Annotated in this window: 9 protein-coding genes and 2 pseudogenes; 2 read left to right on the top strand and 9 right to left on the bottom strand. The window is 72.1% G+C overall.

Features of this window, described 5'->3' with window-relative positions; translation table 11 throughout:
• Nucleotides 1-30: 30 nt before the first annotated feature.
• The 3 genes and pseudogenes from BLV72_RS22120 to BLV72_RS22130 all read right to left on the bottom strand — a co-directional run bounded on the left by BLV72_RS22120 (nucleotide 31) and on the right by BLV72_RS22130 (nucleotide 4,248).
• Nucleotides 31-1,473 carry an Nramp family divalent metal transporter gene (locus BLV72_RS22120; protein ID WP_093464347.1) on the bottom strand — a complete coding sequence of 481 codons (1,443 nt, stop codon included), beginning with the start codon at nucleotides 1,471-1,473 and terminating at the stop codon, nucleotides 31-33.
• A 68-nt stretch (nucleotides 1,474-1,541) separates the two neighbouring features.
• Nucleotides 1,542-3,337, bottom strand: a pseudogene (locus BLV72_RS22125) (bifunctional sugar phosphate isomerase/epimerase/4-hydroxyphenylpyruvate dioxygenase family protein).
• Between the two features lie 2 nt (nucleotides 3,338-3,339).
• The gene (locus tag BLV72_RS22130; protein ID WP_093464348.1) at nucleotides 3,340-4,248 is read right to left on the bottom strand and encodes a shikimate dehydrogenase; all 909 of its coding nucleotides are present in this window, start codon (nucleotides 4,246-4,248) and stop codon (nucleotides 3,340-3,342) included.
• 114 nt (nucleotides 4,249-4,362) lie between these two features.
• On the opposite strand from BLV72_RS22130, the gene BLV72_RS22135 reads away from it, so the two are divergent.
• Nucleotides 4,363-5,010: a TetR/AcrR family transcriptional regulator gene (locus BLV72_RS22135; RefSeq protein WP_093464350.1), complete on the top strand. Its 648-nt coding sequence runs from the start codon at nucleotides 4,363-4,365 to the stop codon at nucleotides 5,008-5,010.
• A 55-nt stretch (nucleotides 5,011-5,065) separates the two neighbouring features.
• Here the strand turns inward: BLV72_RS22135 and BLV72_RS22140 are convergent, their stop codons facing one another.
• From BLV72_RS22140 to BLV72_RS22160, 5 genes and pseudogenes are all read right to left on the bottom strand, one after another.
• Nucleotides 5,066-7,504 (bottom strand): SpoIIE family protein phosphatase, encoded by a 2,439-nt coding sequence (locus BLV72_RS22140; protein WP_093464351.1) that lies wholly within the window; start codon nucleotides 7,502-7,504, stop codon nucleotides 5,066-5,068.
• A gap of 57 nt (nucleotides 7,505-7,561) precedes the next feature.
• Nucleotides 7,562-8,281 carry a class I SAM-dependent methyltransferase gene (locus BLV72_RS22145; protein ID WP_093464353.1) on the bottom strand — a complete coding sequence of 240 codons (720 nt, stop codon included), beginning with the start codon at nucleotides 8,279-8,281 and terminating at the stop codon, nucleotides 7,562-7,564.
• Nucleotides 8,282-8,415: 134 nt separating this feature from the next.
• Nucleotides 8,416-9,117 carry a cytidylyl-2-hydroxypropylphosphonate hydrolase gene (gene fomD / locus BLV72_RS22150; protein ID WP_093464354.1) on the bottom strand — a complete coding sequence of 234 codons (702 nt, stop codon included), beginning with the start codon at nucleotides 9,115-9,117 and terminating at the stop codon, nucleotides 8,416-8,418.
• A gap of 68 nt (nucleotides 9,118-9,185) precedes the next feature.
• Nucleotides 9,186-10,604, bottom strand: coding sequence for a class II fumarate hydratase (locus BLV72_RS22155; RefSeq protein ID WP_093464355.1), 1,419 nt, complete (start codon nucleotides 10,602-10,604; stop codon nucleotides 9,186-9,188).
• A gap of 78 nt (nucleotides 10,605-10,682) precedes the next feature.
• Nucleotides 10,683-12,883 (bottom strand): annotated as a pseudogene (locus BLV72_RS22160) (bifunctional polysaccharide deacetylase/glycosyltransferase family 2 protein).
• A gap of 1,187 nt (nucleotides 12,884-14,070) precedes the next feature.
• Between BLV72_RS22160 and BLV72_RS22175 the strand changes: the two are divergent.
• Complete coding sequence (locus BLV72_RS22175) at nucleotides 14,071-15,165, top strand: chitinase (protein ID WP_093464359.1); 1,095 nt, start codon at nucleotides 14,071-14,073, stop codon at nucleotides 15,163-15,165.
• A 188-nt stretch (nucleotides 15,166-15,353) separates the two neighbouring features.
• On the opposite strand, the gene BLV72_RS22180 is transcribed toward BLV72_RS22175, so the two are convergent.
• On the bottom strand, nucleotides 15,354-17,057 hold the full coding sequence (locus BLV72_RS22180; RefSeq protein ID WP_093464360.1) for a fumarate hydratase: 1,704 nt from the start codon (nucleotides 17,055-17,057) through the stop codon (nucleotides 15,354-15,356).
• Nucleotides 17,058-17,103 lie beyond the last annotated feature (46 nt).

Genomic DNA, 17,103 nt, shown 5'->3' on the forward strand with positions numbered 1-17,103 from the left:
ACCGGACCGCATGACCGTAAGGCCGGAAGGTCAGAAGTTCGCCTCGATCTGGCTCTTGAGCATCGCGAGGGCGAAGAAGCCGTAGAAGCCGACGGCCAGCAGCATCATGCCCAGCCGCGACCCCCGCAGCCGTACGGCGGTCGGCAGATCGCGGCGGTTGAGCCGGATCAGCAGCGCCGAGTAGACGAGGGTGACGACGGAGGCGGTGCAGGTGGAGATGGTCAGCAGCACGATCGGCTGGTTCACCCCGGACAGCAGGATCGCCGAGCCGATGCCCACCTCGGCCCATACGACCGCGAAGTACAGGCGCCCCTCGGTCCAGAAGGCGGACTCCCGCAGGTAGTTGCGCTTGGCGAAGTCGCTGACCACCCGTCCGATGACGTCGAGCAGTCCGATCGAGGCGGCCCAAAGCGAGACCGTGGCCACCGCGAAGAACACGATCTTGAGCCAGTCGCCCACCTGCTGCCCCAGCAGATCGCCCTGGATCCGCAGGAACGTCGGGCTGTTCTCCACATCGTCGCGTCCGAAGAGCGTTTCGTACGCGAGCATGCTCATCAGCCCGATCGTCACCAGGCAGACCACGAAGAACGACACGATGTGCTCGGTGTTGGCCCGGCGCCACCACACCCGCCAGCGGGCCAGGTTCGCCTCGTCCTGCGGGAAGGCGTAGCGGTCGGCGCCCGATGCCTCCGACTGGCCGGTGATGGGGGAGACCAGCTTGGGGACATGGGCGCCCATGCCGTAGCCCTTGTCCCGGATCCAGTTGCTGAGCACCAGATTGTGCACCCCGCCCGCCCCGGCGGCGCCGATCGCGCTGAGGATCATGGTGAAGGTGATGCCGTCCGGTATCCGGCCGGCGCCGGTGACGGTCTTCTCGCCCGCCGTGCTCCAGGTGTGCCAGCCGATGACGGCGACCGCGACGACGGCCAGGAAGAACAGCGTCAGCCCGACCTTGACCACCTCGACCTTCTCGATCGTGCGGTAGACCACCGGTGAGACGGTCAGCACCACCCCGAAGCCCACCAGCGAGCCCACGGTGATCCAGGTGACATCACCGCCGCCGGTCAGATAGGTGAGCACCGTCGAGCCGGAGGTGGCCCAGCCCGGCCAGACGTACTGGAAGGCTCCGGCCAGGCAGATCAGGATGCCCCACGCCTTGGACCAGCGGGAGAAACCGGCGACCACGGTCTGCCCGGTGGCCAGGGTGTAGCGCTCGATCTCCAGATTGATCACGGTCTGGACGACCAGGGTCACCACCGCGAGCCACAGCAGCCCGAGCCCGCCGATCGAGGTCAGATACGGCCACAGGATGATCTCGCCCGCCGCCATGCCGATCCCGACGGCGACGACCCCCGGGCCGACCATCGTGCGCAGCGGCGGTGGATCGGGCAGATCGAGCAGATCGGGTGGCGCGTCGGCCGGGTGGGACGGGCGCTCGGCGGATGGTGACGGTGTCGACGACGCTGACGACATGGCGGCTCCTACGGGGGACGGCGAGGTCGTGACGGGGACCGGGAAAGGGGTTTGCGATGCTCGGGTGCTCAGCCGTTACGGGCGTGCTGGGCGGCCAGGCGTACGGGGGCGTTGGCCGCGCCGTAGCCCTGGTAGCCGTCTATCCGCTGGACGATCTCGAAGAAGACCCGGCCGACGGTGGCCGTGTACAGATGCAGGAAGGTGCCGCTGTCGTCCTGGTCGTAGAGCAGGCCGAGCTCCCGCAGGGTGCGATGGAGCCCGGGGTCGAGCTCATGGCGCGCTTCGAGATCGTCGTAGTAGTTGTCGGGGATGGGCAGCAGCGGTGCGCCGAGTTCCCGCAGCCGGCGCGCGGTGGCGAGGATGTCCCGGCTGTGCAGCGCGATGTGCTGCCACAGGGAGCCGGAAGGACCGGAACCCGGCCGGACCTGGGCCACGTTGAGCGCCAGGCGCACCGAGCCGTCGGCGTTGGACACGGCCCGGCTGCGCAGCAGCCCGTACGGATCGGCCAGCTCCAGGGACTCGTGCGGCCGCAGCCCCAGGACGGCGCGGTAGAACAGCGACGCCTCGTCGAAGTGGTGCCGGGGCTGGGTGAGTGCCACGTGGTCGATATGGGTGATGCCGGCGGGGGAGGCCGCGTGGGCGCGCGGGGTGAAGTCGCCGGTCCAGCTCGGGTGGTCGGGGTGTTCGGTGCGGCAGAAGAAGAGCTCGGTGGAGTCGGGTGCGGCGACCGCGTCCAGCGGGGCGTCCGCCACGGCCCGGTGGCGCGGCAGGACGGGGGAGAGCAGGGCCCGCGCCCGGCCCGCGGACGCGGCCGGGTCGGGGGTCTCCAGGCCGATGGCGGCGAGCGCGGGTTCGGGGTGGCCGGTGGTGGCGTCGAGGCCGGAGTTGAGGACGATCCGGGCGTCGCCCTGCTCCCACAGCTCCACCGGTTTGGAGTGGTGGCGGCCGGTGCGGGCGAAGCCGAGCCCGGTCAGCAGCGCCGACAACTCGGCTCCGCCCGAAGCCAGTTCGGCGAAGGCGAAGCCGGTGGGGACCACGGGGGCGGGCAGATCGGTGCGGCCCGCGGCCTCCTCCAGGGCGATCAGCGAGCGCAGCGCGTCCACGGCGGTGCGGGCCGTATCGCCCTGCCGGAAGACGTCGTTGAAGACCTCCAGGGACAGCGGTCCGTCGTAGCCCGCCCGCAGCACGTGCTCCAGGAGCGCCGCCACGTCGAAGCCGCCCTGCCCGGGGAAGCAGCGGTAGTGGCGGCTCCACTGGAGGACGTCCATGGCCATCAGCGGGGCGTCGGCGAGCTGGAGGAAGAAGATCTTCTCGCCGGGGATCTCCTCGATGCCCTTGGGGTCCGAGCCGCGCGAGAGGATGTGGAAGCTGTCCAGGCAGGTGCCGAGCGCGGGGTGGCCGGCCTCGCGCACGATCCGCCAGGCGTGGTCGTAGGTGTTCACATACCGCCCCCAGGCCAGCGCCTCGTAGGCGATGCGGATGCCGTGGGCGGCGGCCCGCTCGGCGAGCAGCCGGAGCTGTTCGGCGGCGAGGGCGTCGTCGTCCAGAGCGGCGGGGGAGACGCCGGAGCACACCAGCATCAGATCCGCCCCGAGCCGCTCCATGACCGCGAACTTCTTCTCGGCCCGGCGCAGATTGCGGGCCAGCAGGTCCTCGGGACGGCCTCGAAGTCGCGGAAGGGCTGGAAGAGGTCGATGGCCAGGCCGAGTTCGGCGGCGCGGTCCCGGACTCCCTCGGGGGACAGCGGGCTGGCCAGCAGGTCGTTCTCGAAGATCTCGACCCCGTCGAAACCGGCGGCGGCGATGGCGGTGAGCTTCTCCTCGAGGGTGCCGCTGAGGCACACGGTGGCGATGGACTTGCGCATGATCAGCCTCCGGCGGGGAGCTCGAGCAGGTCGGTGAGGTCGGTGAGCATCCGCTCGGCGTCGGGTTCGCGGCCGGTGAAGAGCCGGAAGGCGTCGGCGGCCTGGAAGACGGCCATGCCGCCGCCGTCCAGGGTGCGGCAGCCGGCCGCGCGGGCGGCGGTCAGCAGCGGGGTGACCAGAGGGCGGTAGACCACCTCGGCGACCCACAGCCCGGGCCGCAGCAGCCCGGCGGGCAGCGGCAGCCCGGGGTGGGCGGCCATCCCGGTGGGGGTGGCGTGCACCAGCCCGTCGGCGACCTCGACGGCTGCCGGGAGCCCGCCGCCCTGCACGGTACGGACCCGGGCGGCGCCGAACCGTGTCGTCAGCGTCCCGGCGAGCCCGGCGGCCCGCGCCGGATCGGTGTCGGCCAGCGTCAGCCGGTCGGCGCCGACGGTCAGCAGCGCGTGGGCGACGGCGGCGCCCGCCCCGCCCGCGCCGAGCAGCACGATCTCGCCGGTGGGCGCGTCGGGCAGGCCGCGGGCGAAGGAGCGGGCGAAGCCGGACCCGTCGGTGTTGTGGCCGATCGCCCGGCCGTCCTCGCCGAAGACCACCGTGTTGACCGCGCCGAGCAGCGCGGCGTCCTCCGACAGCCCGTCGAGATGCCCGATGACCGTCTGCTTGCAGGGGTGGGTGATGTTCAGCCCGTCGAAGCCCAGCCGGGCGGCGGCCCGCACCAACTCGCCCACTCCGTCCGGGCCGAGCCCCAGGAGATCGATGTCGATCGTGCGGTAGAGATACCGCAGCCCGTGCCGGTCGGCCTCGCGCTGGTGCAGGGCGGGGGAGAGCGAGGGACCCACGCCGGATCCGATCAGCCCCACCAGACAGGACTCCCGGCCCTTCTGTGACTCCCGCTGGTGTGCACTGCCCCGCATACGGGTGACCTCCTGCGTTCCCGGGCTAATGTACGAACTGGTTCGTTAGTAGTTCGGACAGTAAAAACCCAGGACGCCTTCTTGTGAACCCCCTGCACGTAGAGTGGGCCCAGCATGAGCGATCAGCCGCCGAAGAACAGCCGCCTCCGCGACGCCGTCCGCACCCAGGCCGAGATCCTGGACGTCGCGACCCGGGAATTCGCCGAGCGCGGCTACGCCGGGGCCCGCGTCGACGAGATAGCCGCCCTCACCCGCACCACCAAGCGGATGATCTACTACTACTTCGGTGGCAAGGAGCAGCTCTACATCAAGGTCCTGGAGCGCGCCTACACCGGCATCCGCGAGGCCGAACAGGCCGTGGACGTCACCGGTCTGGACCCCGCCGAGGCCATCCGGCACCTGGCCGAGCTGACCTTCGACCACCACACCGCACACGCCGACTTCATCCGGCTGGTGTCCATCGAGAACATCCACCGGGCCGAGCACCTGGTCAAATCCGAGACGCTGGCCAAGGCCGGCACCCCGGTGATCGACCTGATCTCCGGGATCCTCGCCCGCGGCCGCGAGCAGGGCGTCTTCCGCGACGACACCGACGCCGTCGACGTCCACATGATGATCAGCTCGTTCGCCGTTTTCCCGGTGGCCAACCAGTACACCTTCGGCACCCTCTTCGGCCGCGACCCCCTGGACCCGGAGCGCCGCGCCCACTACCGCCGGATGCTCGGCGACATGGTCGTGGCCTACCTCAGCGCGAGGTCCTGAACCGTACGGCCCCGCACCGGGCGGCCCGGGACCGTACGCCTCACGACCGTGCGCCTCACGGCATCGCGAGCTCGAACCAGACGACCTTGCCCGTGGACAGCCGGGTCGCGCCCCAGCGCCGCGCCATCCGGTTCACCAGATACAGCCCGCGGCCGCCCTCGTCGGACGGCCGGGCCTGGCGCAGTCGCGGCAGTTGCGGCACGTCGTCCCCGACCTCGCAGCGCAGGACGTCCGTGCGCAGCAGCCGCAGGGTGATCGGCCGCTCCGCGTAGCGCACCGCGTTGGTCACCACCTCGCTGACCAGCAGCTCCACCGCGTCCGTCAGATCGTCCAGGTCCCAGCGGGCCAGCGCGCGGCGGGCCAGCCGGCGCGCCTGCCCGGCGGTCTGCGCCTTCGGGTCCAGGAACCAGTAGGCGACATCGCTGGGCGCGATGCCCTCGAAGCGGGCGGCGAGCAGCGCCACGTCGTCGTCGCGGTCGCCGGGGCCGAGCATGTCCAGCACCTCGTCGCACAGCGGCTCCAGCGGCGGCGGGTTGGGGCCGGTGAGCCGGGCGGTGGCGGTCAGCCGCTCCCGTAGCTGCTCGATCCCGGTCCACACATCGCGCATCCGCGATTCGACCAGCCCGTCGGTGTAGAGCATCAGGGTGGCTCCGGCCGGGGCGTCCAGCTCGACCGCCTCGAAGTCGACGCCGCCGACCCCGATCGGCGCCCCCGGCGGCACCCGCAGCACCTCGGCGCGGCCGCCCCGGTGCAGCAGAAGGGGCGGCGGATGGCCCGCGTTGGCGACCACGATGCGGTGCGCGACCGGGTCGTAGACCGCGTACAGGCAGGTGGCCATGCGGTCGGTGCCCAGCCGCTGGGCCTGCTCGTCGAGGTGGTGCAGCACCTCCTGCGGCGGCAGATCGAGCCCGGCCAGGGTCTGCGCTGTGGTGCGGAGCTGGCCCATGATCGCGGCGGAGGTCATCGAATGGCCCATCACATCGCCGACCACCAGCGCCACCCGGTTGCCCGGCAGCGGGATCGCGTCGTACCAGTCGCCGCCGACCCGCGCGGTCTCGGCCGCGGGCAGATAGCGGCTGGCCAGCCGGACGCCGGTGGGCTGCGGCAGCGAGTCGGGCAGCATGGTGCGCTGCAGCTCGTCCGCGATGTACACCTCGCGCCCGTACAGCACCGCCTTGTCGACGCCGAGCGCGGTGTGGGTGGCGAGCTGCGCGGCCACCAGCAGATCGTCCGGTTCGAACGGCGGCCGGTCCGGGCGGCGTACGAACACGGCCGCGCCGATCACCCGGCGGCGGCCGCGCAGCGGCGCCAGCACGGTGCGCTGACCTGTCGCCACCGAGGGGCCCTCGCCGAGCAGTTCCGGCAGCGCGGCGCGGGCGGCCTGGGAGTCGCCGAAGACCGGCCGCACCCCGCGCAGCACCTCGGCCAGCGGACCGCCCGCCTCCACCTCGCACAGCTCGGCGGCCGGGCCGCCGCCCACGGCGGGCGACAGATCCGGCTGGGAGGGCAGCAGGGAGAGCCGGCCGCTGTCGGTGTCCGGGTCCAGCGGGATCCGGTCGGTGCGGCGCAGCCGCAGCACCACCGGGCCGACCGGGCGCTCGTCGCCGACCGGCAGCGGATCGCGCAGATACACCAGGATCGCGTCGGCGAAGGTGGGCACGGTGGCCCGGCACAGGCCCAGCACGATCTCGTCCAGGTCGATGCCCCGGGCGATCCGCCGGGTGGCGGCCCCCACGAACCGCAGCCGGTCGCCGCCCCGGTCCCGCGTGGCGGCCTCGGCGGCGGCGGATCCGGCCGCGGGCGGCACCGTGGGCACTCCGCCCTCCGGCGCGCTGTACGCCACCTCGCCCGCGGAGGCGGCCGCCGCGTGGGTCTCGACGGCCCGCTCCGGGTGCTCGCCCGCGCCGGCGCCCCGGCGCGCCGCTTCCCGGCCCCGGCCGCCGCTCTGGGCGGCCGGGGGCTGCTCATCGGGGCCGGTGGCGCCGCCCGGCCCTCCGGGCCGGCTCGACGCGCCTCTTGCGGCATTGCGATCCGCGTCCCACACAGGCTCGCCCTCCGGTGTGCCGTGCTCCGGCTGCGCCGGGTGCTCGCTCTCCGCCGTGTTCCGGCGCTCCCTGCCTCCGCCACCGCGCGCCGCGGTGGCGCCCCCGTCCGCGCCGCCCCTGCCGCGGCCACGGCGGCCGCGCCCCGTCCGCTCGGCGCCGTCGCCGCGCTCGGGGGCGCCACCGCGCTCTCTGGCGCGCGGCACGGGCTCCCCTTCGGGGCCCGGGGGTCCGTCATGGGCCGCCGGGCCCGCGGGTCCGGCGCCGACCGGACGGGGCTCGGCAGGACGCGGGCGGCCGCCGCCGGGCTCCTGGCCGGGGGCAGCCGTCTGCCGCACGGCGGTCCGCGGGTCCGGGACCGCGCCGTGCGCGTCGTCGGGCGCGGGCGCGCCCGGGGCGGCGGCAGAGGTGGCCGCCTGCCGCCTGTTGTGGGAGGTGGGGTGCTCCGTCACGCGTGGGTTTCCATCCGTCCGGGGCCGTGCGCCCGCAGGTCGTGGGCGCACCGAGTGTCAGGCACGTCGTCGGCAGTTCAGATAGAGCTGGATCTCGGGTGGTACGTCCGTGCTGGCCGGGGCGTACGCGTGTGAGTCCTCCCCGGCGATCTCGAAGCCCGCTTCGCGTACGACCTGGCGCAGCTCGTCCCGCAGATATCCGGATACCCGGACCGAGTTGCCGAGGAACGGGATGGGGAAGTCGTCGATGTCCGCCTCCACCATGCCCAGCCCCAGCAGCCCCCCGGGCCTGAGCACCGCGTGCAGGGTCCGCAGTGCGTACGGGATCTCCGGGCGGGGCAGCAGCAGCAGGGTGAAGTAGCCGGCGATGCCGTCGAAGGGGCCGAGCTCCCGGGGGCCTCCGGGGCCGTATCGGCCGCCCACCCGCAGATCGACGATGTCCACATGGTGGAAGGTGGCCTCCGGCACATTGTCCCGGGCCAGCTTGAGCATCCCCGGGGAGATGTCGATCCCGACCACCTCGTGCCCGGCGTCCACCAGCTGACGGGCCGTGGGCAGGCCCGTACCGCAGCCGACGTCGAGCACCCGGGAGCCGGGCGGCAGCGATTCGGCCAGCCACTGGCCGGCCGCGATCTGGCCCTCCTTGTACGGAAAGGCCTCGTCATAGCGGTCGCCGATGGTGTCGAAGGCGTCCGACTGACCGCTGCGGTCCAGTGCCAGGCGGTCGAAGTCCTCGTAGCCCTCGTAACCGTCCCTGCACGCGTCCTCACCGCTCACGACTCCGCCCCCTCCTGTGACAATACGTCAGATCTTGCGCATCGCCCGTGACTTGCGCCGGCATCTGGTGTCCCGCATGGGCAGTGTTCCGGACGACGATCCTACGTTTGAAACACTGGGACACGACAAGAGGTTCATGACCTCGAGTGTGCCGAGGTGTGCTTCTTGTCCGTACGGCCCCAGTCCGCCGGAAGGGCGGGCACGGACCATGCGGGGTCGGGCCGCCAGTCCTCCCACCCGTCCCGGAACGGCGCTCCCCAGGACTCGATGGTCGCCACGGCCGCCCGGCCCGCGGCCCGGACCCGCTCCGCCTGCTCGGGGCCCATCAGCCCGGCCCGCTGCGCCTGCGCGAACTCGTCCTCGTCCTTCCATTCCCAGCTACGGTCGGGGTAGACCGCGATGTCCAGGAAGTGGTCCTCGGAGTCCACTCCGCGGGCCCGGCGGACCAGCGGCTCCTCCAGGTTCACGTACCAGTTCTTGAACTGCCAGCCCTGGTCCCAGAACAACCAGACCGACCACGGCTCACCGGGCCGCGCCAGCTTCAGCACCCCGGTGCCGAACCACTGGGACAGCGCGGTGGTCCGCGGCTTGGTGTAACGCGTGGACAGCGGCTCGTGGTGCACCGAGGTGCCGTCGGTGAGCTGCGGTTTGACGCAGGGGGTGCCGGGGGCGAGCCAGACGGCGAGCAGCTCGGCGGTGTCCTCGACGACGGTCACGGGACGGCAGATGTGGATGAGCTCGGAGGCGTTGGCCCGATAGCGCCACAGGATATGGTCACCCGGTGCCCACCGGGCGATGTCCGCCGTCCCCGTCGTCTCCGCGATGTCCGCTGTCATGAGCAGATCTTAGGTGCGCAGGGGCCGCGATGCCGTGACCTATGCCGCAACCGGTGGCCAACGCCCGGCTAAGGATGCGTCATGCGCAGCACGTCGAGCGCCTCGTCGAGCTGCTCCACGGTCAGCAGCCCGCGCTCCACATAGCCGGACTCCAGCACCACCGCCCGGATGGTCTTGCGCTCCGCCAGCGACCGCTTGGCCACCTTCGCCGCCTCCTCGTAGCCGAGGTAGCGGCCCAGCGGGGTGACGACGGACGGCGAGGACTCCGCGTACTCCCGGGCCCGCTCGGCGTTGGCGGTGATCCCGTCGATCGTGCGGTCCGCGAGCAGCCGGGAGACATTGGTCAGCAGCCGGATCGACTCCAGCAGATTCTTGGCGATCACCGGGAGCATCACATTGAGCTCGAAGTTCCCGGCCGCCCCGGCCATGGCGACGGTGGTGTCATTGCCGGTGACCTGCGCCGCGACCATCAGCGTGGCCTCGGGAATCACCGGGTTGACCTTCCCCGGCATGATCGAGGAGCCGGGCTGCAGATCGGGCAGGGCGATCTCGGCGAGCCCGGTGCGGGGGCCCGACGCCATCCAGCGCAGATCGTTGGAGATCTTGGTGAGGCCGACCGCGATCGTCCGTAGCTGCCCGGACGTCTCGACCAGCCCGTCCCGCGCGCCCTGCGCCTCGAAGTGGTCCCGGGCCTCGGTCAGCGGCAGCCCGGTGGCGCGGGCCAGCTCGGCGATGACGGCGGCGGCGAACCCGGGCGGGGTGTTGATCCCGGTGCCCACCGCCGTACCGCCCAGCGGCAGCTCGGCCAGCCGGGGGAGCGCGGCGCGCAGCCGCTCGATCCCGTACCGCACCTGGGCCGCGTAGCCGCCGAACTCCTGACCGAGGGTCACCGGAGTGGCGTCCATCAGATGGGTGCGCCCCGCCTTGACCACCTCCGCGAACTCGGTCGCCTTGCGCTCCAGCGCCTCCGCCAGATGGGCCAGGGCCGGGATCAGATCGCGGGTGACGGCCGCGGTGGCCGCGATGTGGATCGACGAGGGGAAGACATCGTTGGAGGACTGGCTGGCGTTCACATGGTCGTTGGGGTGCACCGGACGGCCCAGACGCTCGCTCGCCAGGGTGGCCAGCACCTCATTGGTGTTCATGTTGGACGAGGTGCCGGAGCCGGTCTGGAAGACGTCCACCGGGAAGTGGTCGTCCCAGCGGCCCTCAACGACCTGGGCCGCCACCTCCGAGATCGCCCCCGCGATGTCCTTGTCCACCACACCCAGATCGGCGTTGACCAGCGCGGCCGCGCCCTTGATCCGGGCCAGCGCCTCGATATGCGCCCGCTCCAGCCGCTGCCCGCTGACGGGAAAGTTCTCCACCGCCCGCTGGGTCTGGGCGCGCCACTTGGCGTGCGCGGGGACCCTCACCTCGCCCATCGAGTCGTGCTCGATGCGGTAGCCCTCCGGGGGGCTGTCGTCGCGGTGGCTCTCGTCGGTCATGGGGACACCTCCGTCCGGCACAGCGTCATCACGCCACCTCGTGTTCCCGCGCCCGCGGTGCCGAACGAGTGAGCCCGGTCACCGTACGGCCTCCGGCGCCCGCGGGGTCTCCACCTCACCGGTGCGCTTGAGCTTCTGCCACGGCAGCAGGGCGCCGGTCGCCGCGGTGACACAGGAGTGCAGCAGCACCAGATACATCAACTGGCGGTAGGCGATCTGCTGCAGCGGCAGTACGGCCAGTGCCCGGTAGTTCTCGCGGTCCAGCCGGAACGCGTACGCCGCCCCCAGCAGCTGCACCAGGAGCAGCGCGCCCCAGGCCAGCAGCGAGCGCACCGGGTCCAGGAAGATCACCCCGTAGAGGGTGAAGAGGTCGATCAGCGGCGCGCACAGCGGGGTGAGGATCTGGAAGAGCACCACCAGCGGCATCCCCACCCGGCCGAACCGCCCCGAGGGCCCCCGGTCGATCAGCGAGCGGCGGTGCTTCCACAGCGCCTGCATGGTGCCGTAACTCCAGCGGTAGCGCTGCTTCCACAGCTGGCCGAGGGAGCTGGGCGCCTCGGTCCAGGCACGGGCGTGCTCCTGGTAGACCACCTGCCAGCCGGCCCGGTGCAGGGCGATGGTGATGTCGGTGTCCTCGGCCAGGGTGTCCGCGCTCATGCCCCGGCCTCCAGCAGCGCCCGGCGGCGGAAGGCGCCGATCGCGCCGGGGATGGTGGGCATGCAGCGCAGCAGGTCGTACATCCGCCGGTCGAGGTTGAAGCCCATCACATACTCGATGTGCTGCCAGGCGCCGATCAGCTTGCCCCGGTTGCCCACCTTGGCATTGCCCGCGACCGCGCCCACCCGCGAGTCGGCGAACGGACGGACCAGCTCACGGATGGTGGTGGGCTCGAAGACGGTGTCGCCGTCCATCATCACGATCAGCTCGTGGCTGGCATGGGCGATGCCCCGGTTGAGCGCGGCGGGCTTGCCCGCGTTGGCCTGGCGCAGCACCCGCACGTTGGGCAGCCCCATCGCCTCGGCGATATCGGCGGTGCCGTCGGTGGAGCCGTCGTCCACGACCAGGATCTCGATCGGATGGGTGGAGGCGGACAGCGACTTGAGGGTGTTGGCGATGCACTCCTTCTCGTTGTACGCGGGCACGATCACGCTCACCGGATCGGTCACCTCCTGCACCCGGCTCCAGCGCCGCCGCTCCCGCGAGCGCCGGTGCCACCAGGCGAGGACCACCATCAGCAGCAGCCGCCCGATCACCGAGAAGCCCACCAGCCCCAGCAGCGCCATCAGCGCCGGCAGCGCGCTGTGGGTGAACGCGGCGGCCCAGATCAGCGCGCGGCCCTCCCAGATCGGCAGGGTGTGGGCCGGGTGGTTGGCGCTGTGGGCGCCGAGTGCGCCGGTGACGGTGGTGAAGGAGTAGCCCTTCTTCTGCATCCGCTCGATGTACAGCCCCAGGGCCGTCACGGTCCGCGCGCGGTTGCCGCCCGCGTCGTGGAAGAGCACGGACGCGCCCTTCTTCTTCTCGGGGGTGGCGTTCTGGACGATCTCCTTGACCGGGGGCCGCTGCCAGTCCTCGCTGTCGGTGTCCACGAACGCGCTGATGTAGCCCTTGGAGCCGATGTGCTGCTGCACCGGCCAGGTGCGGTCGTCCAGCGCGCGGACCTTGGAGGCGTACGGCGCGCGGAAGAGCGAGCTGGTGATGCCCGCCGCACCGGCCAGGGCCAGCTGGGACTGGGCCAGTTCGCGGTCCATGCGCCCCTTGTCCTGGTAGGACAGGTCGACATGGGAGAAGGTGTGCACCCCGACCTCATGGCCCGCGGCCCGCATCCGGCGGACCAGCTCCGGATGGCGGACCACCATCTGGCCCAGCACGAAGAAGGTCCCCCGCACCTTGTGGCGGCGCAGGACGTCGAGGATCTCCGGGGTCCAGCGGGGGTCCGGGCCGTCGTCGAAGGTCAGCGCGATGGTCTTGGACGGGATGGCGTGCTCGGTGGCCTTCCCCTTCCGGTCGAAGGTGATCACCGGCCCGCCCTTGCGCAGCCGGTCGGGGACGGTGCGCGAGGCGTGTGAGCGGTAGACCCGGGCGTCGTTGCCGACCTCGGCGTGCAGATAGCCGTCCAGCAGCAGAGTGCACACCAGTGCGAGCAGGGTCGCGAGGGCGAGCACCATCCGGGTGCGGGTGCGGAGCTTTCGCAGCTTGACGGTGCGGAGCTTGGGAGTGTGGCCGTCAGCTTTGAACAGCTTGGGTGTGCGGAACCTGCCCGTGAACCGGAGCCTGCCCATGACCCCGAGCCTGCCCATGCCCCGGAGCCTGCCCGTGAGCTTCGCGGCGCGGCGCCCGGAGCCGGTCAGCCGGAACACCGTGCGGGGCGCGCCGTCCTGACGGGGCGCGGGGGGTCGGCGGCGCGGCCGCGGCAGCCTCGGCGGTCTGCCGCCGCTCATGACTCCTCGCCCTCGGCCTCGGGGGCGTCCGTCCCACCGGCCGGGTTGCCGCCGTCGGCGGGCCCCTGGGGGCCCTTCGGGGGCTTGGGCGTGTTGGGCTGCGGGGGTTTCTGGGTCTGGGGCTTCTGGGGGACGTGGTGTGGCCGGGCTTCGTGGTGCGGCCGGGGGCCTGCGGGTGGCCGGAGCCCTTGGCCGGTGGCTTGGCGGTGGTGGGGTGCTTCTTCGGCGGGGTGTGCGACGCGTCCACGGGGTGCTTGGCGGGCGGGTGGGCGGCCGGATGCGAGGGCGCGTGGGTGTGCTTGCGGTGCCCCGCGGCCCGGTGTCCCTCGGCGGACTGGCGGGCGCCGGTGCGGGGGTACGCGGGGGAATGCCGCGGCGCCGCGCGGTGGGCCCTGGGCGGGGCGGGCTGCGGGGGCGCGGGCCGCGGCCGGGTGGTGATGGGGGGCAGGGCCACGGGCTCCCGGGCGGCCTGGGGCTCCGGGCGCTCGGAGTCGTGCCGGTGGCGCTGGTGCTGACGGTGGGTCGGGGCGTACGCGTACTCCTGCGCGTCGTCGCGCCGCTCAGGGGACTCGGAGGGTCCCGAACGCCCCTCCGGGGTGTGCTTCGGCTGCCGGCCGAACGCCTCGGTGGAGACGGGATGCCCGGGGATCAGCGTCTGCGGCGCGAACGGCGTACCGCCCGCGTAGCCCAGCCCCAGGACCGCCGAATAGCCGAGGCAGGCGGCCCCCGCGACTACGCCCACATGTCGTACCAGTCGGCCACGGCGCCCGGAGAGGTCCACGAACACGGGCCCCTTCCGGGCCACGTCAGCGCGGAGGGGACGCGAAGGCGCGCGCTCGGCCACATCTGACTGAGGATCCATACGGAAGAGGCTAATGCAGAAAATACGACATGCGACATATAAGTCAAACATGCGGTGTGTCATAGTTCAGTAGGCTTCACCGAATATGCGAGGTTTGGCGAGGAGAACGGCACGGGCGGCGCAGCCCCCGGCGCCTCGTACCGGACCGCAAGAAGGAGCCAGAGCCATGAGGGCCAGCCCCCGCATGAGCGGAATCGCCGTGGCCGGCGCGGTGGTCTGCGCCACCATCGCCGTATGGGCGGGACACCACAAGCAGTCACCCGAGCCGCACGCCGCGCCCTCACCGCCGCAGGCGTCGCAGCCCCCCGAGGCCCGGCCACCCGCCGAGTTCGTGCCGTACGTCAACGCCTGGTCGGACTCGGGGTACGACATGGCCGCCGCGGCCGCGCGCGGGGTCAAGGAGTTCAGCCTGGGCTTCGTCGTCGCGGGCGACGGCTGCGTCCCGGTGTGGGACGGCGGCACCTCGCTCGACGACGAGGAGCTGGAGGCGCGGGTCGAGGGCGTCCGCCGGGCGGGCGGCGACGTACGGATCTCCTTCGGCGGCGCCGAGGGCACCGAGCTCGCCACCGTGTGCACCGACGTGCCCGAACTCGCCTCCGCCTACGCCGAGGTGATCGAGCGCTACCAGGCGCACCGGATCGACTTCGACCTCGAGGGCGAGGCGCTCGCCAACACCGAGGCCGCCGCCCGCCGCGCCCAGGCGCTCGCGCTGATCCAGCGCACCCACGAGGGCCTGAACATCTCCTTCACCCTGCCCGCCATGCCCGACGGGCTGACCGCCGAGAGCGTCGCCCAGTTGGAGGCCGCCAAACAGGAGGGGGTCATCCTCTCGACCGTCAACATCATGGCGATGAACTACAGCGGGGACCATACGGGCGACATGGGCGACTACGCCGTCCAGGCGGCCACCGCCGCACAGGCCCGGATCCGCGAGGTGCTCGGCATGTCCGACGCCGCCGCCTGGAAGGTGCTCGCCGTGACACCGATGATCGGGGTCAACGACGTCACCGGCGAGACCTTCACGCTGGAGGACGCGTCCGGGCTGGCGCGCTTCGCCGCGGACAAGGGGATCGGACGGCTGTCGATGTGGTCCGCCGAACGCGACCAGCCGTGCACCCCGGAAATGACCCAGTCGGACACCTCCGCCGTCCCCACGCCCGGCGCCGAGGGCCCCGAGACGGCCGAGAACGTCGTCCCGAACACCCGCTGCAGCGGCGTCATCCAACGCCCCGGCGCCTTCGAAGCGGCACTGAGAGGCTGACCCCCTTCGAGGCGAAGCCCCGTCCGGGCCCCTATGCAATCCCAGCCCAGGTCCGGCAAATCCAGCCCGTCCGGCGCTTGCGGACAAGGCCCGCCCCGGGCCGGTCGGGGGCCCCGGGGCGCGGCCCCGGGAGGGGACGGGTAAGGGCGGCGGGGGCGCATCCACGCCCCCGCCGCCCCCAAGGCGCGTTACGCCACCCCCGGCCCCCGCACCGGAATACTCGTGAACGTCGGCTGCGGCGCCGGATCCTGGAAGAAGTCGTTCCCCTTGTCGTCCACCACGATGAACGCCGGGAAGTCCTCGACCTCGATCCTCCAGACCGCCTCCATGCCCAGCTCCTCGTACTCGAGGACCTCGACCTTCTTGATGCAGTCCTGGGCCAGCCGCGCCGCCGGACCGCCGATCGAGCCCAGGTAGAAGCCGCCGTGCGCGGCACACGCGTCGGTGACCTGCTTCGAGCGGTTGCCCTTGGCCAGCATGACCTTCGAGCCGCCCGCCGCCTGGAACTGCTCGACGTACGCGTCCATCCGGCCCGCCGTCGTCGGCCCGAACGACCCGGAGGCGTAGCCCTCGGGGGTCTTGGCCGGGCCCGCGTAGTAGACCGGGTGGTTCTTCAGGTACTCGGGCATCTCCTCGCCCGCGTCCAGCCGCTCCTTGATCTTCGCGTGCGCGATGTCCCGGGCGACGACCAGCGTGCCGGTGAGCGAGAGCCGGGTCTTGACCGGGTGCCGGGTCAGCTCGGCCAGGACGTCGTCCATCGGCCGGTTGAGGTCGATGGCGACCGCGTCCAGGTCCGGGCCCGCGCCCTTGGTCAGCTCCTCCTCCGTCGTCTCCGGCAGGAAGCGCGCCGGGTCGGTCTCGAGCTGCTCCAGGAAGACGCCCTCCGGCGTGATCTTGGCGAGGGCCTGGCGGTCGGCGGAGCAGGAGACCGCGATCGCGACCGGGCAGGAGGCGCCGTGGCGCGGCAGCCGGACCACGCGGACGTCATGGCAGAAGTACTTGCCGCCGAACTGCGCGCCGATCCCGATCTTCTGCGTCAGCTCGAAGACCTTCTCCTCCAGCTCCTTGTCGCGGAAGCCGTGTCCGGTCGGGGAGCCCTCGGCGGGCAGCTCGTCCAGGTAGTGCGCGGAGGCGTACTTGGCGGTCTTGAGCGCGTACTCGGCGCTGGTGCCGCCGACCACGATCGCCAGGTGGTACGGCGGGCAGGCGGCCGTGCCCAGCGAGCGGATCTTCTCCTCCAGGAACTTCATCATCGATGCCTCGTTCAGCACCGCCTTCGTCTCCTGGTAGAGGAAGGACTTGTTGGCCGAGCCGCCGCCCTTGGCCATGAAGAGGAACTTGTAGGCGCCGCCGTCGGTCGCGTACAGCTCGATCTGCGCGGGCAGGTTGGAGCCGGTGTTCTTCTCCTCCCACATGGTCAGCGGGGCCATCTGGGAGTAGCGCAGATTGAGCTTGGTGTACGCGTCGAAGACGCCCCGCGACAGGGCCTCCTCGTCGCCGCCTTCGGTGAGCACGTTCTGCCCGCGCTTGCCCATGACGATCGCGGTGCCGGTGTCCTGGCACATCGGGAGCACCCCGGCGGCCGCGATGTTGGCGTTCTTCAGCAGGTCCAGCGCGACGAAGCGGTCGTTGGCGCTGGCCTCCGGGTCGTCGAGGATGCGGCGCAGCTGGGCGAGGTGGGCGGGGCGCAGATAGTGCGAGATGTCGTGCATCGCCTCGGCCGCGAGCTTGCGCAGCGCCTCCGGCTCGACCTTCAGGAAGGTGCGCCCACCGGCCTCGAAGGTGCTCACGCCGTCGGAGGTCACCAGGCGGTACGGCGTGGTGTCCTCTCCCAGGGGCAGCAGGTCCGAATAGGCAAACGCTGGGTGGGCGGGACGGGAGACGGGGGGCATCGCGGCCATTCCTCACTCGACAGGGCTTCGGCTGACTTCGTCGACA

The organism is Streptomyces melanosporofaciens (genome assembly GCF_900105695.1).
Taxonomy (GTDB): domain Bacteria; phylum Actinomycetota; class Actinomycetes; order Streptomycetales; family Streptomycetaceae; genus Streptomyces; species Streptomyces antimycoticus.

Bases quoted from the DNA above. Each gene is read 5' to 3' on its own strand.
- BLV72_RS22135 (WP_093464350.1), top strand. From the start codon at position 4,363: ATGAGCGATCAGCCGCCGAAGAACAGCCGCCTCCGCGACGCCGTCCGC.
- BLV72_RS22155 (WP_093464355.1), bottom strand. From the start codon at position 10,604: ATGACCGACGAGAGCCACCGCGACGACAGCCCCCCGGAGGGCTACCGC.
- BLV72_RS22120 (WP_093464347.1), bottom strand. From the start codon at position 1,473: ATGTCGTCAGCGTCGTCGACACCGTCACCATCCGCCGAGCGCCCGTCC.
- BLV72_RS22130 (WP_093464348.1), bottom strand. From the start codon at position 4,248: ATGCGGGGCAGTGCACACCAGCGGGAGTCACAGAAGGGCCGGGAGTCC.
- fomD (WP_093464354.1), bottom strand. From the start codon at position 9,117: ATGACAGCGGACATCGCGGAGACGACGGGGACGGCGGACATCGCCCGG.
- BLV72_RS22180 (WP_093464360.1), bottom strand. From the start codon at position 17,057: ATGCCCCCCGTCTCCCGTCCCGCCCACCCAGCGTTTGCCTATTCGGAC.
- BLV72_RS22175 (WP_093464359.1), top strand. From the start codon at position 14,071: ATGAGGGCCAGCCCCCGCATGAGCGGAATCGCCGTGGCCGGCGCGGTG.